Origin of the sequence: Devosia sp. FJ2-5-3 (assembly GCF_029201545.1) — a bacterium.
Lineage (GTDB): Bacteria > Pseudomonadota > Alphaproteobacteria > Rhizobiales > Devosiaceae > Devosia.
In genome coordinates this window covers 3,689,867-3,715,541 of the sequence record NZ_CP104007.1, presented here as the reverse complement: position 1 = coordinate 3,715,541, position 25,675 = coordinate 3,689,867, and the positions used below count along the sequence as shown (strand labels likewise).

The following is a 25,675-nucleotide window of genomic DNA, read 5'->3' as shown; positions in this document are numbered from 1 at the left end:
GCATCAGAGGTTTTATCCTCTTAAAACCGGAACTCGTGACGACAACCTGCAATGATGCCCTTGTTGCCGTCAGACAAAGATCGGCCGCCTTCTAGAACTTGTAGTTCACACCGGCGCGGATGACGCTGAAGCGCTGGGTCACCTCGACATTGCCCACGGGCAGGCCGTTATACGACTGCTTGCCGAGGTCGACATAAAGATATTCGGCCTTGAAGGAGAGGTTGGGTGTCGCCTGGGCTTCGAGGCCGACGCCGGCGGTCCAGCCGATATGGTTGGCCGATTGCGAGGTGACGACGTTCTGGTTGTTGGTGAGCGTCGCAGTGCCGCGGCCAAAGGCGGCGCCAAGGGTGGCGTAGGGCATGACCTGGCCGAAAGCGGCACCGGCGCGGATACGGGCCGTGCCGAACACATCGGTGCTGGCCTTGAAGTCGCCGAACACACCGGCAGGTGCGCCATAGGCGATATTGGCCCATTGCAGATCGGCTTCACCACCGATCACGAAGCCGCCCATGTCGTAATTATAGCCGAGCTGACCGCCCAGGGTCCAACCGCTCGAATTATTGTCGACAGCACCCATGATGGCAGGATTGGTGCTGGTCGTGCCCCAGGTGTAGCCGCCATTGATGCCGGCGTAGAAACCACCCCAGCCCGAAGCGGGCGTGGCCGAGTAGATGGGGGAAGAGGCGGGTGCGCTCGACCAGCCCAGATCCGCCGCATGGGCAGCGGCGGACAGCGCCAGAATTGCAGACAGCGCGATGGCGGAACGTTTCATGGTGACCTCGTCGACGAACCGAAGTTAAGATTGCGTGTAAAAATCGACGCAATCTCTTAACGTGTCGGTAAGCAACAAGGTTAACGGCGCCGGTTTATGGTCCGACGCCATTTTTTCCCCGATCCCTGTGGCAAAGCTGCACCGGGTCGGTCGTTCGAGGCCTCAGGCGGCGTCGTTGATCAGCCCTTCGGCCAGGCCATATTCATGCAGTTTGCGGTAGAGCGTCGAGCGGCCGATGCCGAGGGCCCGCGCGACGCGCGACATGCGTCCGCCGTGATACTCGATGGCAAAGGCGATGGCCTCGCGCTCTATGGCGGCGAGCGATTGCAGGTCGCCGGTTTCGTCGAGAAACCGGTCGCGCACGGCCTCCGGCGCCGCTGCCAGGCGCTCGCGCGGCGGCGCGCTGTCGATATGAATGGGAGCATTGGGGACGGGGTTCGCCTCCACACTGCGCAGCACGTCCTCGCGACCGTTTTTCTGGGCCAGGATCTGCGGGAAATCCGGGACCTCGAGGAAGGCGCCGTCGGTCAGCACCACGGCGCGGTAGACCGCATTTTCGAGCTGGCGAACATTGCCCGGCCAGTCATAGCCAGCCAACAGGTCAAGGGCGGGTGGGGTGATGCCGAGCACGCGCTTGCCGGCTTCGGCGGCAAAGCGGGCGATGAAATGATTGACCAGCGCAGAGAGGTCTTCCATCCGCTCGCGCAGGGGCGGCATGTAGATGGGAAAGACGTTGAGGCGGTAGAAGAGGTCCTCCCGGAATTCGCCGGATTTGGCGAGGTTGAGGAGGCGCCGGTTGGTGGCCGAGATGACGCGCACATTGACCCGTTCGGGCCGGGTGGCGCCGACGGGCTCGATCTCGCCCTCCTGCAGGGCGCGCAGGAACTTGACCTGGATGTCGAGCGGCAATTCGCCGACCTCATCGAGAAAAAGCGTGCCGCCATTTGCCTCGGCGAACTTGCCGGGCTGGTCGGCATAGGCGCCGGTAAAGGCCCCTTTCTTGTGGCCGAACAGAACGGATTCGACGAGATTGGGCGGGATAGCGCCGCAATTGACGGTGACGAAGGGCTTTCCGGCGCGTTCGCCCGTGCCCTGGATGATGCGGGCCACAAGCTCCTTGCCGACGCCGGTTTCACCCTCGATGAGAACGGGGATGGGGCTCTTGGCAGCCTTGGCGCAGAGCGTCAGGACGCGCGCCATGGAGGGGGCCGAGGCGATCATGTTGGCGCGCGAGAAGGTGCCGCTGCGGCGCGCCTGCTCGGCGCGGATGGCCGCCTCGAGCGTTTCGAGCTTCAGCGTGTTGCGCAGCGAGATCACCAGCCGCTCGGGCGAGACCGGCTTGACGAAATAGTCCGCTGCGCCCTGGCGCATGGCCGAGATGACGGTGTCGAGCGAGGCATTGGCGGTCTGGATGATGACGGGGGTGGTCAGCCCCTCCTGGCGCATGGCGGCCATCACCCCCATGCCGTCGAGATCGGGCATGACGAGGTCAAGGATCATCGCTCCGATATTGCGGTCTTCGCGCAGGATGGAGAGGGCCTGCTCGCCCCCGGTCGCGGTGATCGGCTTGAACCCGGCACGATTGGCCACTTCTGCCGTGAGGCGCAGCTGAACGGGATCGTCATCGACTACGAGAACGCGCGTCATCCAAACTCCAGGTCTCGGGGGCACGAATCGGCTTGTGCCGTTTTGGGAAGAGAGTGGCGTGCTGTTCTTAAGAGGATGTTAATCCTAACGAAATTTTAACGGGGCAGAGTATTGGGCAAACAAAAAGGGCCCCGGAAAACCGCGACCCCAAGATCCTAATCGATTAAAATAAGACCGTTTGGATTAATTCGCCTCAGCGCTCTGCATGCGGCTGAGTTGATCCTTAACTTCCAGTTTCTTTCGTTTAAGGGTGCTGACCATCAAGTCGTCATATTGGCGATTCTGCATTTCTGCCTGAATTTGCCGGTCCAGTTCCTGATGGCGCCGTTCCAGCGCCGCGATGTGGCCTTCAGTCGTCATAAACAACTCCTTTCAGCGTCTTGGACAGGGGGATCGTCACAAATAATTCACGCTTTGTCGATGGCTCTCCGACCCTGCCTCGAAATCAGATGCAAAACTTGCCGTGATCGGTTAACCAAGGGTATGTCTGGCGCTTGAAATACCGGATTTAGATGCTGTCGCTCACCAAGGAACAGGAAGCCCAATACGGGCTTGAATTGGCTACGAAGCGGCAGGAGCATGCCGATCTGGACGCGGCTATCGCTACGCTGACGCAATCGGCTTTTGCCGACCAGATGCTGGTGCAGCGGCTCAAGAAGCGCAAGCTCGCCCTCAAGGACCGGATCGTTCAGCTGGAAAATATCCTCCTGCCGGACATCATCGCCTGACGGGAGCCGCGCTGGGTTGAGTTGGCGCTGATTCTGCGCTAGATGCGCGCTTTGCGGAGCGGCAGGGGGAGAAACCGCCATGCTCAAGCCACAAGTCGCCATCGTCATGGGCAGTCAATCGGACTGGCCCACCATGCAACTGGCCGCTGAAACCCTCGAAACCCTTGAAGTCGAATATGAGGCCCGCATAGTCTCGGCCCATCGCACGCCCGAGCGCATGTTCGAGTTCGCGACCAATGCGCGTCAGGAAGGGTTCAAGATCATCATCGCCGGGGCAGGCGGGGCCGCCCATCTGCCGGGTATGATCGCCGCGCTGACGCCCTTGCCGGTGTTCGGCGTGCCGGTGCGCTCCAAGGCGCTCAATGGGGTGGACAGCCTCCACTCCATCGTGCAGATGCCGGGTGGCATTCCGGTGGGCACTCTGGCCATCGGCGAGCCCGGCGCCATCAACGCCGCGCTGCTGGCCGCGGCCGTCCTTGCCCTCAATGATGAAGATCTTGCCGATCGGCTCGATGCCTTCCGCGCCCGCCAGACGCAAGCCGTTCCGCAGTTTCCAACCGATCTCGAGTAATCCCTTGTCCCAGCCTCTTTCCCCGCTCCCTCCCGGTTCCACCATTGGCATTCTGGGCGGAGGACAGCTTGGGCGCATGTTGGCGCTGGCCGGGGCAAAACTGGGCCTCAAGAGCCACATCTATTGTCCGGACCCCGATAGCCCGGCCTTCGACGTGACCCCGCTCAAGACCGTCGCCGCCTACGACGACGAGACCGCGCTCCGGACCTTTGCCGAGAGCGTCGATGTCATCACCTATGAATTTGAAAACGTCCCCGCCGCGACGGCCGAAATTCTTGCCGGTCTCAGACCGCTGCGCCCCGGCGCCAATGCGCTGGCCATCTCGCAGGACCGGCTGGCCGAAAAGGCATTCCTTTCCTCCAAGAACGTGCCGGTGGCGCCCTATCGCGCCGTTCATTCGCTCGATGAGCTGAAGGCTGCGATCGGCGAACTGGGCCTGCCGGCGGTGCTGAAAACCACGCGTCTCGGCTATGATGGCAAGGGCCAGCGCGTGCTGCGCGCGCCCGAAGACGCAGAGGCGGCGTTCAACGAACTGGCGCCACATCCGCTGGTTCTTGAAGGGTTCGTGCCGTTCGAAAAGGAAATCTCGGTGGTGGTGGCGCGCGGCGCCGATGGCACGGTTCGCGCCTTCGACCCCGCCGAGAATGTGCATCGCCATCACATTCTCTACACCAGCACCGTTCCGGCGCAGGTCAGCCCCGGCGTCGCCAAGCATGCCGCCATGCTGGCCAAGGTCATCGTCGTGGCGCTCGACTATGTCGGCGTGCTGGGGGTGGAGTTCTTCGTCATCGGTGGTGAGAAGCCCACCCTGATGGTCAATGAAATCGCGCCGCGCGTGCACAATTCGGGCCACTGGACCGAGGCGGTGTGCCTCACCGACCAGTTCGAGCAGCATATGCGCGCCGTCGCCGGCTGGCCGCTGGGCGATCCCGCCCGCTATGCTGACGTGGTGATGCAGAACCTCATCGGCGACGAAGTCGACATGATCCCCAATGGCCTCGATGGCCAGACCCAGCCCCATCTCTACGGCAAGGCCGAAGCGCGCCCTGGCCGCAAGATGGGCCATATCAACCGCATCATCCGCCCGGAATAAGCTCTATCAGGCGAGAAGCGTCCGCAAGGCCGCGGTGACCGGATCTGGATTTTCCATCGGCGGCAGATGGCCGCTGTCTGAAAAATGGGTAAGCGTCGCGTTCGGAATGGCGTCGGCCATCTCTTGCGCCAGTTCGGGCGGAGTGAGCTTGTCGAGCGCGCCGACGCCGACAAGGGCCGGAATGGCGATGCCGCCGAGATCGGGGCGAGAGTCGATCCGGTTCATGATGGCGGTCTGCTGGCGGATATAGGCGCCCTTGCCGAGGCGCTCGGCCATGGCCTGCACTTCTTCGGCGAGCGGCGTTTCAAGATTGTGCGGGGCAAGCAGACTTGGCAGCAGGCCGCGCGACACGCCGATGAATTTTCCCTTCTCGACATCGGCAATCCCACCCCGCCTCGCCGCCTGGCGTTCAGGCGTATCAGGGCGGGCCGACGTATCGAAAAGCGCCAGATGGGTAACGCGCTCGGGGGCCTGGCGCAGGATTTCGAAGGCGACGTAGCCGCCCATGGACAGCCCGACGAGCGCAAAGCGCGACGGTGCGACGGCGAGCGTGCGTGCGGCCATGTCCGAGATCGCGTCGTCGAGCGTAAGGTCGGCGACCATGGGGGCGGCAACATCGCGCAAGGACCAGGCAACATCGCGCCACAAACGGGAGTCGCAGAGCAGGCCAGGCAGCAGGACAAGGGGCTTCATCATGATGGCGGTCTCACTTCTGTTGCACGGCTGATTAAATAGACTGTCGGACATCCCCGAAAACCGGAATGCGGCTGATTTCGTCGCGACTTCTAGTGGACAAAGGGTGCCAACTTCGCTATAGAGCCCGCCACGATGACCGGCCTGGCTGGTCGGCGCAGGGCTGCCTGTGAGTTCTGCGTTTCCATACAATCGATTTGCATGAGCTTTTAAGGGGCAGTGGACCTTTGCAAGTAGTCGTTCGCGATAACAATGTTGATCAGGCGCTGCGCGCGCTCAAGAAGAAGCTGCAGCGCGAAGGCGTCTTCCGCGAGATGAAGCTGCGCAATTACTACGAGAAGCCCTCTGAAAAGAAGGCTCGCCAGAAGGCCGAGGCCGTTCGTCGCGCCCGCAAGCTGGCCCGCAAGCGCGCTCAGCGCGAAGGCCTGATCGCCGCTCCGGCGCCGCGCAACTAGTTTGCTGCTGAACCAATGATCGAACGCCGTCCCTTGGGGCGGCGTTTTTGTTTGTGCCGATCGCCCCCGTTTCAGGTGGCACTCTTCCTTACCCGGCTGCGGTCGATCCATGTCAGCCCGATGGCGACGAGCGCCGAAAGCGGCATCATGATGGTGAGCGCCGTCTGCGCGTCGTGAAACAGCGTTCCTGCGGCCAGCGAGCCGGCAAAGCCGCCGCCCACCTGGAAGAACCCGGTCAGGGCGCCGGCGGCGCCGGCCATGCTGCCAAAGCCGGCCATCGCCGTGGCCGTGGCGCTGGGGCCGATGAAGGCAAGGCCCACCATCCACACCCCCACCGGCACCATCAGCGCCATGACCGAGTGCGGGAACAGCATGGGCAGGACCACAAAGCCAAGGCCGCCCAGCGCCAGGAGGGCGAGGGCCAGCGTGATGATCCTCTGCCCGCCCATGCGCGCGGCAAGGGCGCTGGCGATCAGATTGCCCGAGATGAACGACGCGGTCTGCACCAGCATGGCCATGGCGAACTGGAACGGGGTCAGCCCCATATCGTCGATCAGGATGAAGGGCAGCAGTGCGGTAAAACTGTGGAAGCCACTAAACGCCAGCGCCAGGAGCAGCGCGGGAAAAACGAAGTCTGGGGCAGAGAGCAGGGCGCGGTAATTGCTGAAGATGACGCGGGGGCTGAAGGGAATGCGCGCCGCGACCGGCAGGGTTTCCCGCGCATTGGTGCCGAGCATGGCCACGATGGCGAGCCCGAACCCGGCCATGACCACGAACATCTGGTGCCAGGACCCAAAGAGCAGGATCACGCTCCCCAGCGTCGGCGCGACGGCAGGGGTGACCGTGAGGATGAGATTGACCATGGTGAGGATGCGGATGGCCTCCGCGCCCACGAATTGGTCGCGCACCATCGCCCGGGACAGCGCCACCCCGGCCGAAACGCCAAAACCCTGGATGAAGCGGCCGAGAAACAGCACTTCGAGGCTCGGCGCGAAGGCCGCGACGAGGCTGCCCAGCACATAGATGGCAAAAAAGGCAATGCCGACGCTGCGCCGGCCGTACCGGTCCGAAAGCGGCCCGCAGATCAACTGGCCAAGGGCGAAGGCGGCGAAATAGACGGTGAGCGTCAACTTGCCGGCCGCATCGGTAGTGTTGAGATCGTCAACGATGGTGGGCAGGGCAGGCGCGTAGAGGGTGAGGCTGAGTGGCCCGGTTGCCACCATGAGGCCGCCGATAATGGCGGTGCGGCGGGCTGACATGCCCGCCGAAATAGTCTTGGTCACGGAGCGAGGGCTTTCTCGAAGAAGGGTTGTGCCTGGCCCCAGATGCCCGCATCCCAAAGATCGGAGTGGTCGGCGTCGGGGACGATCCAGAGTTCGTAGGGTTTGGGAGCGAGGGCGTAAAGGCGTTCGCCATTGGACACGCCAATGGTGCGGTCGGCCGTGCCATGGGCGATGAGCACGGGCTCGGTGACGTCCTTGATCCACGCATTGGAAGGGAATTGGTCGAGCATGACCAGGTTGACCGGCAGGATCGGATAGCGCTCGGCCGCCACGCTGACCGCGGACAGATACGGCGTTTCGAGCAGCAACGCCTTGGCGTCGCGCCGTCCGGCGACGTAGGTCGCTGGACCGGTGCCGATCGAACGGCCCCAGATCATGATCGGGTCGCCCTTGGCGGCGACCCAGTCGAACACGGCCAGGGAATCCTCGAGCATGTTGTCCTGGGTGATTTCGCCCGGCGACGTCGGAAAGCCGCGATAGTCGAAGGCGGCAAAGCCGAAGCCATCAGCCACGAATTGCTCGTAGCGCTCATGCTCTTCGGTGAAACTGCCGGTATTCCCCTTGTAATAGATGATGACCGGCATGCCCGGTTGCGGCGCCTGGTACCAGGCGGTGACGCTGGAATTGCCGGAGGGAATGGTCACCTGCTCGGCCGCGCCCAGTGTCGTTGCCGAAAGGGCGATGATGTCTCCCGCGGGGGAATATTGCAGCGCCCGCTGGTTGAAATACATGTAGCCAACGGCCCCCGCATAGGCGAGAGCCACAAGGATAACGAGGGCAAAAAGCCCGCGGCGCAGCAGTTTCACGACGCATTCCCCGGGGAGACGATTGCCGCACTCTATAACAGAGTCACGACGAAGTCAGAGTTCGGAAAGCGTTTTTTGCAGCGCCTGATCAAAGACTTCGTCCGGCTGCGCGCCCGAGAGCGCGTATTTCTCGCCGAAAACGAAGAAGGGAACGCCGCGAATGCCCTGCTGGGCCGCATCCTTGGCGAGTTGCTCGGTCGCCTGAAGCAGGTCCGCATCATTCATAGCGTCGAGTGCGTCTCCGCGATCCCAGCCGAACGCGGCGGCGATATCGGCCAGCACATTGTCGTCGTTGATCTGCCGATGCTCGAGGAAATAGGCGTCGGCAATGGCATTGGCCAACTCATGCTGATTGCCATTGGGCTTGGACAGCCGGGTAATGGTATGGGCCTTGGCGGTATTGAACATGCGCGGCTGCTGGGACAGGTCGAGCGCTATGCCTGCTTTTCTGGCCTCGCCCTCGACGCGCTCCCACATTTCCTTGGGGTCGCGGCCATATTTGGTGCGCAGCATTTCGCCGACATCGACGCCCTCGGGCGGCACTGTCGGATCGAGATAGAACGGGTGGTTCTCGATGACCACCTCCACATCGTCTCCCAGCCGGGCGACGGCCTGGTCGAGGCGCGCCGAACCCACAAGGCACCAAGGGCACACCACGTCGGTGAAGACATCGATCTTGAGCAGTTTGGCCATGACAACTCCTTGTGCTTGCCGCTCCCAATTGGAGGCGATTGGCGCCAAGGACAAGAGGGCACTTCGCGGTAACTATACACTCGGCGGGATAGGCTGCTGGTTGCCCTGCATCAGCGCAAAGGGCGGCGTCCAGGCGGCGGCCATGGTCAGGCCGAGCGCCGCGCCGATGCCCAGCCACATCAGGGTGGGCAGCATGAGCAGACCCGCCAGCGGGGCATGCAGCGAAACGCGATAGGCCGTTGCCCCGCAGAGGAGCAGCAGGCCAACCACATAGAGCGCAAGCTGCAGGCTATCGAGCCACGGCGCGAGGAACGGAAAGGCGATCATGCCCACGACAAGCGCGGCAACCCACCCGATGATTGTGCGCCCACCGCGCTGCCAGGCCAAGCCGGCAGACAGGCCGATGAGGACGAGAAGCGAAAGGTGAATGCCTGCGCCAAGCCAGCCGGGAATGGCATAAGGCGAAAAGAACAGCGGCAGAATGCCGAAGCCTTCACCCGCGAGATTGACCAACCCGAATAGGCCGAGCGGCAGGCCACCAGCAATGGCGAGGCCGAGCAAATTGCGCGCGCCTGCAAAGGCGCTGTGGCCGTTGGAGGCACTGACGGGGGTGACTGCTATGGTGACCATGATGCGGCTTCCCTTGCAAAAAATTGCACAGGGTCAATGGCGAGACACGCGATTGGGTTCCGTATACGTCAACCTGCTTATGGTAACGACAGCTTGTGCAGGCGCGCGCAGCCGCCTATGTCGTCCGGTGTCGCGAGAGGACGAAAACCATGGCCAATTCGGAAACAGCCGAGCGGATCGACGCGCTCGAAACTCGCATTGCCTATCAAGATCACACTATCGAAGAGCTCAACGCGGCCATAACCGAGCAATGGAAGACCATCGACATCTTGACCAGAAAGCTGGCCATGCTCGAGGAACAGGTGCGCGCGGGCGCCTATATCGCCGATCCGGCGACGGAAAAGCCGCCACCGCACTATTGATCGGCCCGGATTAGCCGGCTTGGCGCGGCTGGCCCCGTGCGCGGCCCAGGCAATCATCGAGATTCAGATGGCGCATGGGGCGGCCGGGCGTTGGGGCAAGACCGCCCCCGCATCCTCACTGGCGAAGACGATCTAGGCGCCTAAGCGCTCGAGCCCCACCGCTTCGCGAAACGCCACGATATGCGAGGCCGGCGGATCGCCTTCTGCGGCGGTGTCCACCCAATAGAGATTATGGGTAAACAGCCGCCAGCCGAGCCGCCCCCAGATGATGGGCACGTCAACATCGCGTATGCCCGGACCAAACCGTTCGGCGCCGGACACGGGCCCCGAAATGGCGTCGCCGAGGAAGAACAGCGGGGAATCAAACCGATCGAAGAGATTGGTCCAGCGGACGGTGGAAAAGACGGCTGCGTGATGAGCGACCTCGCCGCTCGGACCACTGGGATGGAGCGCTCCATTGTCCTCGTCATAGGGCTGGGGCGGCGCGGTCGGCAGCACCCGTTCCTGCTTCATCCGTGAAAAATCGGCCCGCCCGTCGGTGATGAGGAATTCGGCGCTGGAGAGCGGGGTGCCCAGGGTGATGAGATCGGAAACCTTCCAGCCCGATTTGGCGCCCAACATTCCCTTCTGTTGACGCAGGGCCTCGAAGGCCGCCCATTGGAGCCGCTGATATTGCGCCACGTCCTCCGGGGCCCAAAGGTCTGTCGGGGCGCGGGCAGAAAAGGCGTCCACTGCCGCAAGCGCCGCCTGCGCCTCGTGGTCTGGCGGATTGTCCTTGGTCGGGCCCACTTCGCGCCAGAGGATGTGGAGAAGGTCATAGGCGAGGACTGAGCCCAGAGAATGGGCGATGACGATCACCCGGTCATATTCGGGATCCTCGTGCAGGGCCTTGAGAAGGGCGAGGCCGCGATTGCGGACGCCCTGGCGGCTCTGCACCGTCTCGGTCTGGGCCGAGAGATAGCTCGCCGCATCGCCGAAATAGGGCAGGAGCAGCGTATCGGCGAGATGGGCGAGCCAGCCCAGCACCATCAGATTGACCACGTGCCCGTTCCAGCCAAAACTGTCGAGCACGCCAACGGCAATGCCAAAGACGAGGATCTGGCTGGGGATGCGCTTGAGGAAAGCCAACCAGCGGATGAATTTTGGTGCGAGGATCAAACCCAGCGCTACAAGGGAAATGATGTGCCCGCGTTGCGCGTCGACCGAGGTGAAATGATCGTACCAGTCCATGGCCAGCAATTTGGGCAGGGCGAGGATCGCGGCCAGCGCGCAGATGATGCTGACGACGGTCAACATCCAGAACACTGCCCAGGGCCAGCGCATGTGCTTGGGCACATAGGCCGGATCGATCCAGAGCAGCCGCCGCATCCAACGCCAGAGATTGCGCAGCGGCGTCGCGTTGAGGAGGTCGGCGTAATAGAGTTCGAAAAAATCGCTCCGCCGCCCATTGTGCTCGGGCGTGGTGATGCGTTGCAGTTCGTAAAGCCCGCTCTTGTCGTCGGGCACGATCCAGATGGGGCGGGGGCGGGGATAGGCTTCACCCGGCGTGTCGAGCTCGGGGTTTTCCTGCCAGAGCACTTCGACGAAGTCGCGGATCGTGCCCATGGGGCGCTGCTCGCCCTGTCCGTGGACGATGACCACGGCCTGCCGCTTGATCGGTTGGGAACTGCCGGACTTGTCTTGCGGTGCGAGCGCCATGGGACCTCCCTGTCGGCACACTAGGACAGAGGCGCAGGGCTGGAAACTGGAAAAGAAAAGCCCCGCCGGAGCGGGGCCTTGGCGATTTCCCGGTGACGGCCGGTCAGTGGCCCAGCGACTTGACGATGTCCTCGGTGACCTTCTTGGCGTCGCCGAACAGCATCATGGTGTTGTCGCGGAAGAACAATTCGTTCTGCACGCCCGCATAGCCCGCAGCCATCCCGCGCTTGATGAACAGCACCGTGCCCGCATCCTCGACGTTGAGCACCGGCATGCCATAGATCGGCGAGGTCTTGTCGGTCTTGGCGGACGGATTGGTGACGTCATTGGCGCCGATGACGAAGGCGACGTCGGCCTGGGCAAATTCGGAATTGATGTCTTCCAGTTCAAAGACCTCGTCATAGGGGACGTTGGCCTCGGCCAGCAGCACGTTCATGTGTCCGGGCATGCGGCCGGCCACTGGATGGATGGCGTACTTTACTTCCACACCAGCAGCTTTCAGCTGATCGGCCATTTCGCGCAGGGCGTGCTGGGCCTGCGCCACCGCCATGCCGTACCCGGGGACGATGATGACCTTGCCGGCGTTTTTCATCAGGAACGCCGCGTCTTCGGCCGCGCCCTGTTTTACGGGGCGATCTTCCTCCGCACCCGATCCGGCGGAAGCGGACTCGCCGCCAAACCCACCCAGGATGACCGAGATGAAACTCCGGTTCATCGCCTTGCACATGATGTAGGAGAGGATGGCGCCCGAGGAGCCGACCAGCGCGCCGGTGATGATCAGGGCGGTATTGCCGAGGGTGAAGCCGATGCCCGCCGCTGCCCAGCCCGAATAGGAATTGAGCATGGAAACGACGACCGGCATGTCGGCCCCGCCAATGGGGATGATCATCAGCCCGCCCAGCACCAGGGCCAGGATGGTGATCAGCCAGAACAGCCAGGGATCGCCGGTGACCGCAAAGGCCCAGACCAGCGCCAGCAGCACGATGCCGATGACGATGTGAATGAGGTGCCGCGCCGGCAGGATGATCGGCTTGCCAGACATATTGCCGTTGAGCTTGGCGAAGGCGATGACCGAGCCGGTGAAGGTAAAGGCGCCGATGGCCGTTCCGATCGACATTTCGATCAGCGCCTGGGCGTGGATCGAGAGCACCTGTCCGGTGACCCCATCGATTTCGGCAATGCCGAATGCAACCGGGGCATAGAGCGCCGCGGCGGCGACGAAGACGGCGGCAAGGCCGACCAGGGAGTGGAAGGCGGCGACCAGCTGGGGCATGTCGGTCATCTTCACCGAGCGGGCGATATAGGCGCCAAGGCCGCCGCCGATGCCCAGACCGCCGATGATCAGCAGCCAGCTGGCCCAGTCACTGGGCGCGGCCACGAGCAGTGTCGTGACCATGGCGATGGCCATGCCCACCATGCCGTAGAGATTGCCCTGGCGGGCCGAGGACGGGCTCGAAAGCCCGCGCAGCGCGAGGATGAAGAGGATGCCGGAAGCAAGATAGAGAAGGGCGGCGATATTGGCGTCGATCACGGCTCAACCCTTCTTCTTGTACATTGCCAGCATGCGCTGGGTGACGAGAAATCCGCCAAATATGTTCACGCTGGCAAACACCAGGGCGATGAAGCCGAACAGCTTTGAGACCCAGCTGGCATCGGTCGCCAGATGCACGCCCACGGCGAGCAGGGCACCGACCACGATGACCGAGGAAATGGCGTTGGTGACGCTCATCAGCGGGGTGTGGAGGGCCGGTGTGACGCTCCAGACCACGAAATAGCCGACGAAAATGGCGAGCACGAAGATGGCCAGCCGGAAGGTGAACGGGTCGATGGCGCCGCCAAGCGCGCCATGTGCTATTGCCGCGGCAAGGTCGGCGGTCGGTTCAATTGCAGTGCTGTCCATCTCATGAATCCCCCTCTGGCGCAGCATTCTTTCTGGCTGCAGGCGTCTTGCGAGCCGGCGCGGCCAATGGATCGTCGAGCTTGGCGGCCGATTTTGCGGCTGCCTTGCGGGCTACGGCCTTCTTCGCGGCGGGCTGGGATGCCGCGCTGGCAATCGCCGAGGGGTCGAGGCTCTTTGCGGCGCGCCGTCGCGGCACGTCCACTGCCGGAGGCGCGACATCGGCGGCGCTCGGCGGCATTTCGGCTGGCATTTCAGCGATTTTTCGCGCCGGCGGCCTGCGCGGCACAGGCTTGGGCGGCACCTGAGCTTCGTCGGCAACCGGCGCCGGCGCTGCGACAGGCGCGGGGGCCAGGGTCGCAAAGCTGGGGTGAACCACGGCGCCGTCCCGGGTGAGGACGGTGGCTTTCACCAGCTCGTCATCCCAGCTGATGGCCAGGTTCTTTTGCGCCTTGTCGACCAGCGTTTCGATGAAGGCGAGCAAATTGCGTGCATAAAGCTGGCTGGCCGTGGTGGGAATGCGGCTGGCCAGATTGGTGTATCCGACAATCCGAACCCCCTTATGCTCGACGATCTCGTCGGCGCGGGTCAGCTCCACATTGCCGCCGCGCTCGGCGGCAAGGTCGACCACCACCGAACCCGGCGCCATGGCGTCGAGCATGGCGGCGGTGACCAGTTTTGGTGCGGGCCGGCCCGGGATGAGCGCGGTGGTGATGACGATATCCTGCTTGGCGATGTGACCGGCGACCAGTTCGGCCTGCGCCGCCTGTTCGGTCAGCGTCAGCTCGCGGGCATAGCCGCCCGTACCGGACGCATCCTTGAGCGCGTCGGTCATGATGAATTTTGCGCCCAGCGATTCCACCTGCTCGCCGGCTGCGGCGCGCACATCGGTGGCGGAAACGACCGCGCCCAGGCGCCGTGCAGTGGCGATGGCCTGCAGGCCTGCAACCCCGGCACCCATGACGAAGACCTTGGCCGGGCGCACCGTGCCGGCCGCGGTCATCATCATCGGCATGGCGCGTTCGAACAGCGCCGCCGCCTCGATGACGGCCTGGTAGCCGGCGAGATTGGCCTGGGAGGAGAGGATGTCCATCACCTGCGCGCGGGTAATGCGCGGCACGAATTCCATCGATATGGCGGTGATGCCGGCGGCGGCGAAGGCGACAATGTCGGTTTCGTGCCCGAAGGGGTCGAGTGCGCCGATGAGGAGGGCACCAGGCTTTGCCCCGGCAAGGCTCGCCACGGGCGGGCGCCGCACGCAGAGGATGATATCTGCGTTTTCGACCGCCTGGCTGCGTGCGCCGATTGTGGCTCCGGCAGCGGCATAGTCGGTGTCGCTGATGCGGGACCCCAGCCCCGCACCGGCTTCGATGGTAATCCCGGCACCGAGCCCGATGAGCTTGGCGACGGTTTCCGGTGTGGCAGCGACGCGGCTCTCGCCGGTCAATGCTTCTCGGAGCACGGCAATCTTCATAAAAACTCTCCTACCCGCCTGCCGCGGGCAGGCATGTTTTCATGGCCTGCGTGACTATGGGTGGTTTAGGGCTGCACCACGAAATAGAGGATGATCATGATCACTGCGGTGCTGTAGATCGACCACTTCACCCCCGTTACGAAGCCATTATAGGTCTTTTCGTGCTCCTTATAGTCCATGGCGGACTCGAGCACTGTGGGGGGATGGGGTTCGTGATTGGCCATGTGGTCCTCTTGTCGTCGTCTATGCAATACGTCCCGCCGGACTGCCTCAGGGCGAGGTCGCTTCCAGCTCGTCGATCAGCCCCTCGATCATCGATAGGCCGAGCGACCAGAAATTGGGATCCTTCGCATCCAGACCGAACGGCGCGAGCAGTTCGGAATGGTGCTTGCTGCCCCCTGCTTTGAGAAGCTCGAAATAGCGCTCCGCAAAGCCTTCGCTGGACTTCTCATACTGCGCATAGAGCGAGTTCACAAGGCAGTCGCCGAACGCGTAGGCGTAGACATAGAAGGGCGAGTGGATGAAGTGGGGGATATAGCTCCAGAAGGTCTCGTAGCCTTCATTGACGACAATGCCGTCGCCCAGCGATTCCGCCTGCACTTCTAGCCAGATGGCGTTGATTTCCTCGGTGCGCAGCTCGCCCTGTCGGCGGGCGGTGTGGAGCTTGCGCTCGAAGCTGTAGAAGGCGATTTGCCGCACGACCGTATTGAGCATGTCCTCGACCTTGGAGGACAGGAGCGCAAAGCGCTGCTTGGGATCGGTGGTCTTTTCAAGCAGCGAGCGGAAGGTCAGCATTTCGCCGAACACCGAGGCGGTTTCGGCCAGGGTCAAAGGCGTATTGGCCAGGATCGGTCCCTGCGCGGCGGCAAGGCTCTGGTGCACGCCGTGGCCCAGCTCATGGGCCAGCGTCATGATATCGCGCGTCCGCCCCAGATAGTTCAGCATGAGATAGGGGTGGGCGCTGGGCACGGTCGGATGGGCAAAGGCGCCCGAACGCTTGCCATTGCCCGCCGGGGCGTCGATCCAGCCTGAGTTGAAGAAGGGCTTCGCCACATCCGCCAGCTCGGGCGAGAACTTGCCATAGGCCTCGAGCACGGTCGAAACGGCGCTGTCCCAGTCCCAGACGCGCTCGTCGCTGGTCGGCAGCGGCGCATTGCGGTCCCAGGCATTGAGCTTGTCCTTGCCGAACCACTTGGCCTTCATCTTGTAGTAGCGGTGCGAAAGACGCGGATAGGCCTCCTGCACTGCGCTCTGCAGCGCATCGACCACTTCGCGCTCGATCGAATTGGCCATGTGCCGGCTGTCGGCGATATCCTCATAGCCGCGCCAGCGGTCCGAGATTTCCTTGTCCTTGGCCAAGACATTGGTGATGTGGGTGAAGAGCCGGCTATTGGCCTTCAGCACCTTTGCCAGCGCGTTGAAGGCGCTTTCGCGCTTCTTCTCGTCCTGCTCGGACAAAAGATGTAGCGTCGCCTCGATGCTCAGGGTTTCGCCATCGACCTCGAATTCGAGCGAGGCCAGGGTTTCGTCATAGAGCCGGTTCCAGGACGAGAACGAGGTCACCGATTTGTCCTGGAACAGCTCTTCGAGCTTGTCGTCGAGCTGGTAGGGCTTTGCCTTCCTCAGATCGGCAAACCAGACGCGATAGCGCGCCAGTTCCGGATCGGCCGCGAAGGCGGCTTCGAGATCGGCATCGTCGATGCGATTGAGCTCAAGCGTATAGAACAGCGTCCGCGTCGAGAGCGCTGTCAGCATCTCGTTGATGTCGCCCATGAACTTGGCGCGGTCGGGGTCGGTGGTGTTCTGCGCATATTGGAGGAAGGCGAAGGAGCCGATGCGGCCGCCCAAATCCTCGAGCTTTTCGCTGTCCTTGATGGACTGCACCAGCTTGCCGGCCTTGGTCAGATCGACCAGCTTGCCCTTGTAGTCGGCTTCGAATTTGGCCGCGAGCCCCTTGGCTTCTTCCACTGCCGCCTTGAATTCGGGGCTGTCCTTGCCGGGATAAAGATCGGAGAGATCCCAGACAGGCAAATTGCCGAACTGGTTATGGCCCTTTTGCGCGGTGGAACTCATCTAAATCTCCCGGAAAATCAATCGCGGCGGACCTTACCCACCCGATCGCGTGCTGTGAAGGGTCGCCTACCACCCCATGACGCCCACAAGCCCATCCCAGATCAGCTTGAAAGCCAAAAGGAAGATCAGCCAATAGGCGATGGTGTAGAAGAGCTTGGCCGATATCCGCCGCACCAGGTAGATGCCGATGAACACGCCGATCATGCCCACCGGTGCCAGCGCCGCCGAAAGCGTCAGATTGCTGACATTGAGCTGGCCCAGGAAGAAATAGGGGATCAGCTTGGAGGTGTTGACGATGGCAAAGAACACGGCTGACGTGCCGGCATAGATGGCCGGCGACAGCTTTTGCGGCAGGACATAGATCTGGAACGGCGGGCCGCCCGTGTGCGAGATGAAGCTCGTAAAACCCGCCGTAGCCCCCCAGAACCGGGCCCAGCCGCGCGAAGGCGGCAGGCCCTCGAGCTTCTTGCGCAGCGGAAAGACGGCGTCGAGCACGAAAAGCAGGGTCACGACGCCAACCATCAGCAGCACCATGGCGTCGCTGACAAAGGCCCACAGGGCCCAGCCGATAAGGGTGCCGATCAGCGCGCCCGGCAGCATCAGCTTGAGGATCGAGCGGTCGAATTCCTTCCGATACATCCACACCGCCACCGCATCCATGCACAAGAGCACCGGCAGCATCATCCCCGCGGCATCGCGCGCCGGCATGATGAGGGCCAGCATGGGCACGCCGACAACGCCGAGCCCTCCGAGCAGCCCGGCCTTGGACAGGCCGACAATCAGCACCGCGAGCACGGCGATCGCGACGAAAACAGGATCAAACATTTTGGAAAACGAATCCGGACGGCAGGAAGTGTCTATCTGCCCTCTTGTATGGATGTTTTGTCAACCGGACGCTACCCGATGTCCCCCACCCGGCCTCCCCCTGGCAGGGGGAGGAGCGCTGCAGTGGCCCACCGGCATCATCGCTAACTCGATCGGTCCCTCCTCCTGACAGGGGGAGGTTAGGAGGGGGGTGACCACCGGCACAAAATTCCCCACAAACAAAAATCCCCGCCAAAATGGGCGGGGATTTCCTGAACTCGGATCCTGTCCGATTATTCGTCCGTATCGCTCTTGAGCGACTTGAGCTTGGAGAACACGGAGTCCGCATCGAACTCTTCATTGTTCGGCGCCGGGCGGTGATGGTGCTCCCCGCCTTCGTCATCGAAGCTGAGGTCGTTATGGGTGCGGGCAGCAGCGCGCGCCAGTGCTTCCTCGGCGGTGAGCAGGGTGGTGCCCTCGGGCAGCTCATTGGTCTGCACGGCATCCTTGGACGCGCGCTTGACCTCGAGGTCGAGCTCGATCTGGCTGCAGAGGCCGAGCGTCACCGGGTCCATCGCGGTCAGATTGGCGGCATTCCAGTGGCTGTTCTCGCGCACCGAGTCGATGGTCGACTTGGTGGTGCCGACGAGACGCATGATCTGCGCGTCCTTGAGCTCGGGATGATTGCGCACCAGCCATTTGATGGCATTGGGGCGCTCATTGCGGCGCGAGATCGGGGTGTAGCGCGGGCCCTTGCGCTTGACGGCGGCAACGCGAACCTTGGGATCGGAAAGCTTGAGACGGTAATTGGGATCCTTCTCGGCCTTCTCGATTTCCTCGCGCGAGAGCTGTCCGTTCTGCACGGGGTTGACGCCCATGATGCCGCTGGCGACGTCACCATCGGCAATGCCCTGGACTTCCAGCGGATGCAGCGTGCAGAAGGCGGCAATCTGTTCGAACGACAAGGCAGTGTTGTCCACGAGCCAGACGGCAGTCGCCTTGGGCATCAAAAGGGGCTGGGACATGTCAATTCTCTCCTGGTGGCGCGGCCGGTTTTCCTCCGGGCCGCTCCGCCTCTTGGCCAAATGCTGAGGGGGAAACTGCCTCCAATATAGAGTTTTGCTCGCAATCCTGCAACGCTTATCAACTCTGCCAAGGATTTATTAAGACAGATCCGCCGCGCGCTCGCGCCCGTATGGGGTCAGCAGCACCAGCTTGCCGATATGGCCGCGCCCCTCCATGGCGGCATGCGCCTCCGATGCCTTTTCCATCTCGAAAATGGCGATATCCGGCTTGCGCCAGCTGGGCGAGGCTAGGGCGGGCAGGAAGGCGCCGACCCGCTCGGCGATGGCGCGTTTGGTGGCGCTGTCCTGCGGGCGCAGGGTCGAGCCGGAGAGGGTAAGGCCCTTGGCCATCATCTGGCGCAGCGGCACCGGCGCGGTGCCGCCTTCGAGCGTCGAGATCAGAACGATATGCCCGTTTCGGGCGGAAGCGGCGACATTGCCCGCAGCCATGGCCCCGCCGATGACATCGACAACCCGGTCGACGCCCCTCCCATCCGTCAGCTCGAGCACGCGCGCCGCAATGTCCTCGCCGCGGTCGATCGTGGCAATCGCACCCAGCGCCATGGCGTAATCTGCCTTCTGAGGGGACGAGGTGACGCCGATGGCTTTTGCGCCGAGAAGGGTGGCGATCTGGATGGCCGCCCCGCCAATGCCGCCCGAGGCGCCGTGCACCAACACGCTCATTCCGCGCGACAGGCCTGCCCGCATGACGAGGGTCTGCGTCACTGTAAACCAGGTTTCGGGCAGGGCCGCAGCTTCCGCAAAACTCCAGCCACCCGGTAGCGGCAGAGCCTGGCCGGCGGGCACGGCGACATATTCCGCATAGCCGCCGCCATTGGTCAGCGCCATCACCGATGCGCCGAGCTGGTGGTTGGTGACCTCATCACCCAGCGCCACGACAATGCCGGCCACTTCCAGCCCCGGCAGGGGCGAGGCGCCGGGCGGTGGGTCGTAGTGGCCGCGCCTTTGCGCCAGGTCAGGCCCGTTGACCCCCGCCGCAGCGACGCGGATCAGGATGTCGCCCGGGCCGATCTCGGGCAGGGGGAACCGCTTCGGCAGTAATTGTTCTGGTCCGCCTGGGGCGGTAATGGCAGTGGCCAGCATGTCGGCCGGCAGCAAATGTGATGATGTCATGCCGACATGTTTGCCCAGCCGCGCTTGCTCGGCAAGTCCGCTGCGCTAATCTGTGGCCAAAGGCACATATGGGAGACTGCAATGATCGAGGAAGAGAACCGCAAGCGTCCCACCGCGCATGAAGTCGGCATGGCGCTCGACGCGATGTCCGTCGAGGAGCTGGAACAGCGCGTCACCCTGCTCGAGGGCGAAATCGTTCGCCTCAAGGCTGCGATCGCTGCGCGCGGCGATACCAGAAAGGCAGCCGAGGCCGCGTTCAAGTTCTGAGCCTGCAATGGGCGACGGCTTGCTCCATGTTAAGGTTAACCATCGGTAAACTTCGAAACCCCGGCGGGACACGTTAAGATCTTCGCATCCTTCAGGAATGCGTCAGATGAACTGGAACTTTTTTCCCGTCGCCACCCTTTTTGTAGTGTCCGGCGTTTACGCAGTGAAGCGGGCGCTCAACGCTTCGGGTCATGCCCCCGAAACGCCGCGCCTGCCCATTGCGTCGGCTCGTACACCAGGCGAACGCGCCTGGCGCGAGCAGCCGGTCCAGACATTCATGTGGCAATTGCAGGCGGCCCGCTACAGCCAGCCGCCTTTTCGTCGCCCGTAGGCCCATCTGGCCGGGGGCGTTGATGGAGACGAAACGATGCGACAGGTCGATATCATTCTCGAAGGTGTCCGCCCGGCAGAGCTGGCGCATTTGCGCGCCCTGGCCGATGGCCGCGTCGGCGGGGTCGAGGGCAGTCATCTGCGAAGCCTCGAAGACAAGGGCTGGGTCGAGACGGTTTCGGGCACGGCCCTGATCACGCTGACGGGCCGGACGCTGCTCGACAGTTCAATGCGTGCTCAGGGCTGGTAAAGAAAGCTTCGGCTGGCAAGGTTAAGAAACCTTGTGCCGTTAACGCGCAATTAATATCTCGCGGGTAAGGTCTCATTATTCAGATTCTTCTGAATTCTTCAGAGCGGTTTCTCCCTCTGTTTGACGCCTCCCTGTTAACTTCGAGAGCCGTTTTTACGGCTCTTTCTTTTTGTCCACATGGTCTGGCGGCTAACCACATCTTAGCCTAAGTACAACCGCATGAGTGACGCCCGGGCGGATCGGGCCTATTGTCCCCGTCGAGCCGGGACACCTCTCGGCACCACGACTTAGGAAGCGGAATGGCGGAACAGGGCGACAGCACATCGGCAATTGCCATCGGTCCACGCATTGCGGCCTCGGGGGGCTTTACGGCGCTCTACCGCGAAGGCATGGGGCTGATCGAGGAAGTGGCCGCCTATCTCGACGAGGACGGGCGCGAAGATAGCCGTTTCCTGCCGCGCGAGGCTGCGTTTCTCTACGCCACCGAATCCATGCGCCTCACCACCCGCCTGATGCAGATCGCCTCCTGGCTTTTGCTCCAGCGCGCGGTCAATGAAGGCGAAATAAGCCGCGAAAATGCCCGCGCCGAAAAGGAAAAGGTCAAGTTCTCCGCAACACCGTCCGAACGCGGTGGCCCCGGCTACGATCTTTTGCCTCAGATGCTGCGCGACTTCATCGACAAGGGCGACCGCCTCTTTGATCGGGTGATGCAGCTCGACCAGCTTGAGCGCGGTGCCCTGCCGGACCAGCCGATAGGGCAGGCCAATGGCATCGCCGACCAGTTCTCGCGGCTTCAGGCGGCGTTCAAGCGCGCCGACTAGGCCTAGCCGCGCGGGGCAAAGAAGATGGTAGCCGCCCCGGCCAGGGTCAGGGCAATGCCCGCAACATCCCATCTGTCTGGCCGTATGCCCTCGCCCCACACCATATAGGCCACCGAGGCGAGCACATAAATCCCGCCATAGATCGCGAAGGTGCGTCCGGCGCTGTCCATGCCGCTGAGCGCCAGAAGCCATGCAAAGGCGCCAAGCGCGACAAGGGCCGGCGCCCAGAGCCATAGCGGCCCCTGCCGCCAGGCGTGCCAGACAAGCACACAGCCGGCGATTTCAAGCAGGGCCGCCGCAAAGAACAGCGCAAATCGCATGGCGTCATGCTCCAGACAGCAAAAAGCCCGGCACGGGGCCGGGCTTTGAAATTCTTTTCGAGAGCCAGCCTTAGAGGCCGAGACCCTTGAAGCGCTCCTTGAAGCGCGAAACGCGGCCACCGCGGTCCATCAGCTGGCCCGTGCCGCCGGTCCAGGCGGGATGGGTCTTGGAGTCGATGTCGAGCTGCAGCGTGTCGCCTTCCTTGCCGTATGTCGAACGGGTCTGGTAGGTGGTGCCGTCGGTCATGACCACGTTGATGGTGTGGTAGTCGGGATGGATATCGGACTTCATCGCATGCGCCTCAAATCAAACGGGCGCCGTGGCGCCCGGAGAGCTGGAAACTTGTGTTGGCGGTCTATTACAGAAGCTAGCCCGTTTAGGCAAGGGCGTGACAGCGGCAATTTTACCCGCAAGCTGCCTGTTGCCGGTATAAGCCCTCGCGCCTATATCGATCGCACCGCCTTGCGGCGGAAAAACCAACCGGAGCGGCGAACCAGCTTATGACAGATCAAGCCGTCCCGGCAGAAAACGAGCCGGAAAAGGTCCTCGACACGCCCCGGCTCGAGCCGAAGCGCCTCCAGCCCTTGCGCCGCCTTCTGCCTTTCATGCTGGCCTATCCGGTCCGGCTGTCGTTGACCGTTCTGTTTCTTCTGGTCTCCGCCTCCGCGTCCCTGGCGATTCCTGCCTTCCTGGGCGGCGTCATCGATGAAGGCTTCATTGCACAAAATCTCGACAATGTCGGGCGCTATGGCTTCTGGATCATCGCCATTGCCGGCGTGATGGCCATGGCCAGCGGCGCGCGGTTCTATTTCATTTCCGTCATCGGCGAGCGTGTCGTTGCCGATCTGCGCCAGGCCGTCTTCTCGCACCTGCTCAAGCTCGACGCGCGCTATTTCGACACCAATCGCGTCGGCGAACTGACCAGTCGCCTCAATGGCGACACTGCCATCATCCGCGGTGCCGTGGGCTCGAGTTTCTCGCTCGCCCTGAGGTCCATGGTGACCATCATCGGTGCGCTGGCGATGATGATTCTCACCAGTCCGGTGCTGACGCTGGCCGTGGTCATCGCGGTGCCGGCGATCATTTTCCCGGTCATGCTCTATTCGCGCCGCCTGCGCGGCATGTCGCGCAACACCCAGGATGCCCTGGCCGATCTGTCCGCCATGGCCACCGAAATGCTCGGGGCGACCCGCACGGTCAAATCCTTCACCCAGGAAGAAGTGCAGGCCAATCTTTATGAAGAGCGCACCGAGGCCAGCTATGGCGCCGAAGTGCGGCGGCTTGGCGCCCGCTCCATCCTGGTGGCGCTGGTCATTTTCCTCGGCACCTGTGCGCTGGTCGGTCTCGTCTGGTGGGGCGCCCGCGCCGTCTTCGAGGGCTCGGTCACGGCCGGGCAGCTCGCCCAGTTCATGGTCTATGCGCTGATGGCTTCGGGTGCGCTGACCAATGTGTCCGAGGTTTTGGGCACGCTGCAATCGGTGGCCGGCTCGACCGAGCGGCTGACCGAGATCCTCGACACCGAGGCCATTATCCGTGATCCGGAAAATCCGGTGACCCTGAGTCAGCCGCCGCTTGGCACGGTTGCCTTCGAGCACGTCGATTTCGGCTACGATCCGGCGTCCGGCGATCGTGTGCTGCGCGATCTCAGCTTCACCGTCGGCAAGGGCCAGACAGTGGCGCTGGTGGGCCCCTCGGGCTCCGGCAAGTCGACGACGCTGTCGCTGCTGCAGCGGCTTTACGACGTCACCAGCGGCCGCATCCTTGTCGATGGCGTCGATATCCGTAAGGTGCGGCTCTTCGACCTGCGCCAGCGCTTTGCCTATGTCGAGCAGGAGCCGACGATCTTTGCCGGCTCGATTGCCGACAATATCCGCTTCGGCAAGCCGGACGCGACCGAGGCCGAGATCGAAGCCGCCTCCCGCGCGGCGCTGGTCCATGATTTCGTGCTCGACCTGCCCAATGGCTACGACACTATCGTGGGCGAACGGGGCGTCATGCTCTCGGGTGGGCAGAAACAGCGCCTCGCCATCGCCCGCGCCATCCTCAAGAACGCGCCGATCCTGCTGCTCGACGAAGCCACCAGCGCTCTCGACGCCCAGTCCGAACGCCTGGTGCAGATCGCGCTCGAACATCTGATGCGCGGCCGCACCACTCTCGTCATCGCCCATCGCCTCGCCACCATCCGCGATGCGGACAATATCCTCGTCCTCGATGGCGGCGAGATCATCGATCAGGGCACCCATGACGAACTCGTCGCCAAGGGCGGTCGCTACGCCGAACTGGCCAAGCTGCAGTTCCGGGCGGAGTAGGGCTCGCAATACCCCTGACAGGGGGAGGGACAGCTCGGTGATGCCCCAATCATCGCGAGCCACGATTCACTCCTCCCCCTACCAGGGGGAGGCCGGGTGGGGGTTCTCCCCCGTTAATCCGTTCTCCCCGTGACCAAACCCAAAGTGGCCTCAAAACGCACCACCCTCCCGGCTCCATCGCCCCCTCGCCCCTCAGGGAGAGGGCGGGGTGAGGGGTGAAGTCCCCGGTGCACCAGCAGCAAAACCCCCATCTAACCTCCCCCTGATAAGGAGGAGGGACAGCTCGGTGATGCCCCAATCATCGCGAGCCACGATTCACTCCTCCCCCTATCAGGGGGAGGCCGGGTGGGGGTATCCAGACCGGGGGGGTCGCGTGACGCTGCAGGCCGGGGTTTCGCATGGCTCAACCCGTAATCCCCTCAAAACGCTCCACTGGAGCGTTTTGCCGGCGCGTGGCGCTGTCGGGGATTACCCCTCGGTCAGCTTGAATTCGATGCGGCGGTTGCGGCGATAGGCTTCGTCATTATCGGCGGGGTCGAGTGGGGCAAATTCGCCGAAGCCGGCGGCGACGAGGCGGGCCGGGGCTACGCCCTTGGACACCAGATATTCAGCTACCGAGATCGCGCGCGCCGCCGACAATTCCCAGTTGGACGGGAAGCGCGCATTGGATATGGGCCGCTTGTCGGTATGCCCGTCAATGCGCAGCACCCAATTGATGTCGGGCGGGATTTCCGCCTCGAGCTGCAATATGGCGTCGGCCAGCGCGTCGAGTTCGGGCAGGCCCTCCGTGGCGATTGTGGCCTGGCCGGCCGAGAACAGCACTTCGGATTGGAACACGAAGCGGTCGCCCACGACGCGGACATCAGCGCGTCCCTCGAGGATTTGCCGCAGGCGTCCGAAGAAGTCCGACCGATAGCGCGCCAGATCCTGCACGCGCTGCGCAAGCGCCAGATTGAGCCGCCGCCCCAGATCGGCGATCTGCGTGCGCGATTCGGTGTCACGGGCCTCGGAGGCTTCGAGCGCGTTTTCCAGCGCCGCGATCTGCGTGCGCAGCGCCGCCAATTGCTGGTTGAGCAGGGCGACCTGCGAATTTGCCTCGTCCGACAATTGCTCGGCCGCCAGCAGATCCTCCTGCAGCCCCGCAATGGTGCTGTCCCGGTCGCCCAGCCCGGTCCCGATTCCGGCCAATTGCCCGGCCAGCGCGGCATTCTCCGCCTCGGTGGAGGAGAGCGTTGCCGTCAAGGCGGCCAGCTGGTCGGTCAAATCGTCCGAACTGGCGCGTTCGAGCTGCAGCAATTCGGTGAGTTCGGCGATCTGGCTGTTGAGCCGCGACAGCGCGGTGTCGCGCCCCTGGATTTCCTGGCCGAGGAAAAACTGCGTCAGCATGAAGAGGCTGAGCATGAAGATGATGACCAGCAGGAGGCTGGACAGCGCATCGACGAAACCGGGCCAGTAATTGGCCTCCTGCCGCCTGCGGGAGCGGGTCGAGCCTGCCATGGC

The 25,675-nt window shown here is 63.2% G+C and carries 30 protein-coding genes; 10 read left to right on the top strand and 20 right to left on the bottom strand.

From position 1 onward, the window contains the following. Positions 1 to 91 precede the first annotated feature (91 nt). The 3 genes from N0P34_RS17915 to N0P34_RS17905 form a co-directional block, all read right to left on the bottom strand. Positions 92 to 772 carry an outer membrane protein gene (locus N0P34_RS17915; RefSeq protein WP_275604577.1) on the bottom strand — a complete coding sequence of 227 codons (681 nt, stop codon included), beginning with the start codon at positions 770 to 772 and terminating at the stop codon, positions 92 to 94. A 162-nt stretch (positions 773 to 934) separates the two neighbouring features. Continuing rightward, positions 935 to 2,419 (bottom strand): sigma-54 dependent transcriptional regulator, encoded by a 1,485-nt coding sequence (locus N0P34_RS17910; protein ID WP_275604576.1) that lies wholly within the window; start codon positions 2,417 to 2,419, stop codon positions 935 to 937. A 183-nt stretch (positions 2,420 to 2,602) separates the two neighbouring features. Beyond that, on the bottom strand, positions 2,603 to 2,779 hold the full coding sequence (locus N0P34_RS17905) for a DUF465 domain-containing protein (protein WP_275604575.1): 177 nt from the start codon (positions 2,777 to 2,779) through the stop codon (positions 2,603 to 2,605). 152 nt (positions 2,780 to 2,931) lie between these two features. Between N0P34_RS17905 and N0P34_RS17900 the strand changes: the two genes are divergently transcribed. The 3 genes from N0P34_RS17900 (at position 2,932) to N0P34_RS17890 (ending at position 4,811) form a co-directional block, all read left to right on the top strand. Next, entirely contained in the window at positions 2,932 to 3,147 is a 216-nt protein-coding gene (locus N0P34_RS17900; RefSeq protein ID WP_275604574.1) for a DUF465 domain-containing protein, read from the top strand. A 79-nt stretch (positions 3,148 to 3,226) separates the two neighbouring features. After that, complete coding sequence (gene purE, locus N0P34_RS17895; protein WP_275604573.1) at positions 3,227 to 3,718, top strand: 5-(carboxyamino)imidazole ribonucleotide mutase; 492 nt, start codon at positions 3,227 to 3,229, stop codon at positions 3,716 to 3,718. Then, on the top strand, positions 3,660 to 4,811 hold the full coding sequence (locus tag N0P34_RS17890) for a 5-(carboxyamino)imidazole ribonucleotide synthase (RefSeq protein ID WP_275604572.1): 1,152 nt from the start codon (positions 3,660 to 3,662) through the stop codon (positions 4,809 to 4,811). Before purE ends, N0P34_RS17890 begins: the two co-directional genes overlap by 59 nt. Before the next feature lie 6 nt (positions 4,812 to 4,817). Here the strand turns inward: N0P34_RS17890 and N0P34_RS17885 are convergent, their stop codons facing one another. Then, the gene (locus N0P34_RS17885; RefSeq protein WP_275604571.1) at positions 4,818 to 5,507 is read right to left on the bottom strand and encodes an alpha/beta fold hydrolase; all 690 of its coding nucleotides are present in this window, start codon (positions 5,505 to 5,507) and stop codon (positions 4,818 to 4,820) included. A 224-nt stretch (positions 5,508 to 5,731) separates the two neighbouring features. Between N0P34_RS17885 and rpsU the strand changes: the two genes are divergently transcribed. Next, positions 5,732 to 5,959 carry a 30S ribosomal protein S21 gene (gene rpsU, locus N0P34_RS17880; protein WP_275604570.1) on the top strand — a complete coding sequence of 76 codons (228 nt, stop codon included), beginning with the start codon at positions 5,732 to 5,734 and terminating at the stop codon, positions 5,957 to 5,959. 71 nt (positions 5,960 to 6,030) lie between these two features. Here the strand turns inward: rpsU and N0P34_RS17875 are convergent, their stop codons facing one another. The 4 genes from N0P34_RS17875 to N0P34_RS17860 all read right to left on the bottom strand — a co-directional run bounded on the left by N0P34_RS17875 (position 6,031) and on the right by N0P34_RS17860 (position 9,371). Beyond that, positions 6,031 to 7,242: a multidrug effflux MFS transporter gene (locus N0P34_RS17875; protein WP_275604569.1), complete on the bottom strand. Its 1,212-nt coding sequence runs from the start codon at positions 7,240 to 7,242 to the stop codon at positions 6,031 to 6,033. Next, the gene (locus N0P34_RS17870) at positions 7,239 to 8,048 is read right to left on the bottom strand and encodes an alpha/beta hydrolase (RefSeq protein WP_275604568.1); all 810 of its coding nucleotides are present in this window, start codon (positions 8,046 to 8,048) and stop codon (positions 7,239 to 7,241) included. Before N0P34_RS17870 ends, N0P34_RS17875 begins: the two co-directional genes overlap by 4 nt. A gap of 54 nt (positions 8,049 to 8,102) precedes the next feature. Beyond that, entirely contained in the window at positions 8,103 to 8,741 is a 639-nt protein-coding gene (locus N0P34_RS17865) for a DsbA family oxidoreductase (RefSeq protein WP_275604567.1), read from the bottom strand. A 72-nt stretch (positions 8,742 to 8,813) separates the two neighbouring features. Further along, on the bottom strand, positions 8,814 to 9,371 hold the full coding sequence (locus N0P34_RS17860; protein WP_275604566.1) for a tryptophan-rich sensory protein: 558 nt from the start codon (positions 9,369 to 9,371) through the stop codon (positions 8,814 to 8,816). A gap of 149 nt (positions 9,372 to 9,520) precedes the next feature. On the opposite strand from N0P34_RS17860, the gene N0P34_RS17855 reads away from it, so the two are divergent. After that, positions 9,521 to 9,733, top strand: coding sequence for a SlyX family protein (locus tag N0P34_RS17855; protein ID WP_275604565.1), 213 nt, complete (start codon positions 9,521 to 9,523; stop codon positions 9,731 to 9,733). 132 nt (positions 9,734 to 9,865) lie between these two features. Here the strand turns inward: N0P34_RS17855 and N0P34_RS17850 are convergent, their stop codons facing one another. The 9 genes from N0P34_RS17850 to N0P34_RS17810 all read right to left on the bottom strand — a co-directional run bounded on the left by N0P34_RS17850 (position 9,866) and on the right by N0P34_RS17810 (position 19,877). Then, positions 9,866 to 11,431 carry a hypothetical protein gene (locus tag N0P34_RS17850; protein WP_275604564.1) on the bottom strand — a complete coding sequence of 522 codons (1,566 nt, stop codon included), beginning with the start codon at positions 11,429 to 11,431 and terminating at the stop codon, positions 9,866 to 9,868. Positions 11,432 to 11,534: 103 nt separating this feature from the next. Beyond that, positions 11,535 to 12,959 (bottom strand): NAD(P)(+) transhydrogenase (Re/Si-specific) subunit beta, encoded by a 1,425-nt coding sequence (locus N0P34_RS17845; RefSeq protein WP_275607017.1) that lies wholly within the window; start codon positions 12,957 to 12,959, stop codon positions 11,535 to 11,537. 6 nt (positions 12,960 to 12,965) lie between these two features. Next, entirely contained in the window at positions 12,966 to 13,331 is a 366-nt protein-coding gene (locus N0P34_RS17840; protein WP_345774441.1) for a proton-translocating transhydrogenase family protein, read from the bottom strand. Position 13,332: 1 nt separating this feature from the next. Next, positions 13,333 to 14,802, bottom strand: coding sequence for a Re/Si-specific NAD(P)(+) transhydrogenase subunit alpha (locus tag N0P34_RS17835; RefSeq protein ID WP_275604563.1), 1,470 nt, complete (start codon positions 14,800 to 14,802; stop codon positions 13,333 to 13,335). A 65-nt stretch (positions 14,803 to 14,867) separates the two neighbouring features. After that, positions 14,868 to 15,026, bottom strand: a complete 159-nt coding sequence (locus N0P34_RS17830) for an aa3-type cytochrome c oxidase subunit IV (protein ID WP_275604562.1) — start codon at positions 15,024 to 15,026, stop codon at positions 14,868 to 14,870. Positions 15,027 to 15,072: 46 nt separating this feature from the next. After that, on the bottom strand, positions 15,073 to 16,875 hold the full coding sequence (locus tag N0P34_RS17825) for a M3 family oligoendopeptidase (protein ID WP_275604561.1): 1,803 nt from the start codon (positions 16,873 to 16,875) through the stop codon (positions 15,073 to 15,075). 66 nt (positions 16,876 to 16,941) lie between these two features. Beyond that, positions 16,942 to 17,700 (bottom strand): sulfite exporter TauE/SafE family protein, encoded by a 759-nt coding sequence (locus tag N0P34_RS17820; RefSeq protein ID WP_275604560.1) that lies wholly within the window; start codon positions 17,698 to 17,700, stop codon positions 16,942 to 16,944. A gap of 272 nt (positions 17,701 to 17,972) precedes the next feature. Continuing rightward, positions 17,973 to 18,704 carry a cell cycle transcriptional regulator TrcR gene (locus N0P34_RS17815; protein WP_275604559.1) on the bottom strand — a complete coding sequence of 244 codons (732 nt, stop codon included), beginning with the start codon at positions 18,702 to 18,704 and terminating at the stop codon, positions 17,973 to 17,975. A 138-nt stretch (positions 18,705 to 18,842) separates the two neighbouring features. After that, positions 18,843 to 19,877: an NAD(P)H-quinone oxidoreductase gene (locus N0P34_RS17810; RefSeq protein ID WP_275604558.1), complete on the bottom strand. Its 1,035-nt coding sequence runs from the start codon at positions 19,875 to 19,877 to the stop codon at positions 18,843 to 18,845. A gap of 81 nt (positions 19,878 to 19,958) precedes the next feature. Here N0P34_RS17810 and N0P34_RS17805 point away from each other — a divergent pair, with 81 nt between their 5' ends. The 4 genes from N0P34_RS17805 (at position 19,959) to N0P34_RS17790 (ending at position 21,545) form a co-directional block, all read left to right on the top strand. Further along, positions 19,959 to 20,144 carry a DUF1192 domain-containing protein gene (locus N0P34_RS17805; protein ID WP_275604557.1) on the top strand — a complete coding sequence of 62 codons (186 nt, stop codon included), beginning with the start codon at positions 19,959 to 19,961 and terminating at the stop codon, positions 20,142 to 20,144. Between the two features lie 106 nt (positions 20,145 to 20,250). Then, complete coding sequence (locus N0P34_RS17800; protein ID WP_275604556.1) at positions 20,251 to 20,475, top strand: hypothetical protein; 225 nt, start codon at positions 20,251 to 20,253, stop codon at positions 20,473 to 20,475. Positions 20,476 to 20,511: 36 nt separating this feature from the next. Continuing rightward, on the top strand, positions 20,512 to 20,724 hold the full coding sequence (locus N0P34_RS17795; protein WP_275604555.1) for a hypothetical protein: 213 nt from the start codon (positions 20,512 to 20,514) through the stop codon (positions 20,722 to 20,724). A 299-nt stretch (positions 20,725 to 21,023) separates the two neighbouring features. Beyond that, entirely contained in the window at positions 21,024 to 21,545 is a 522-nt protein-coding gene (locus tag N0P34_RS17790; protein WP_275604554.1) for a DUF1465 family protein, read from the top strand. Between the two features lie 2 nt (positions 21,546 to 21,547). Here the strand turns inward: N0P34_RS17790 and N0P34_RS17785 are convergent, their stop codons facing one another. Together N0P34_RS17785 and rpmE are read right to left on the bottom strand one after the other, a co-directional pair. Further along, positions 21,548 to 21,865: a YnfA family protein gene (locus tag N0P34_RS17785; protein WP_275604553.1), complete on the bottom strand. Its 318-nt coding sequence runs from the start codon at positions 21,863 to 21,865 to the stop codon at positions 21,548 to 21,550. A gap of 70 nt (positions 21,866 to 21,935) precedes the next feature. Further along, entirely contained in the window at positions 21,936 to 22,157 is a 222-nt protein-coding gene (rpmE, locus tag N0P34_RS17780) for a 50S ribosomal protein L31 (protein WP_275604552.1), read from the bottom strand. 209 nt (positions 22,158 to 22,366) lie between these two features. Between rpmE and N0P34_RS17775 the strand changes: the two genes are divergently transcribed. After that, a complete protein-coding gene (locus tag N0P34_RS17775) occupies positions 22,367 to 24,175 on the top strand; it encodes an ABC transporter transmembrane domain-containing protein (protein WP_275604551.1) in 1,809 nt (602 codons plus the stop codon). A gap of 468 nt (positions 24,176 to 24,643) precedes the next feature. On the opposite strand, the gene N0P34_RS17770 is transcribed toward N0P34_RS17775, so the two are convergent. Further along, the gene (locus tag N0P34_RS17770; protein WP_275604550.1) at positions 24,644 to 25,672 is read right to left on the bottom strand and encodes a peptidoglycan -binding protein; all 1,029 of its coding nucleotides are present in this window, start codon (positions 25,670 to 25,672) and stop codon (positions 24,644 to 24,646) included. Positions 25,673 to 25,675 lie beyond the last annotated feature (3 nt).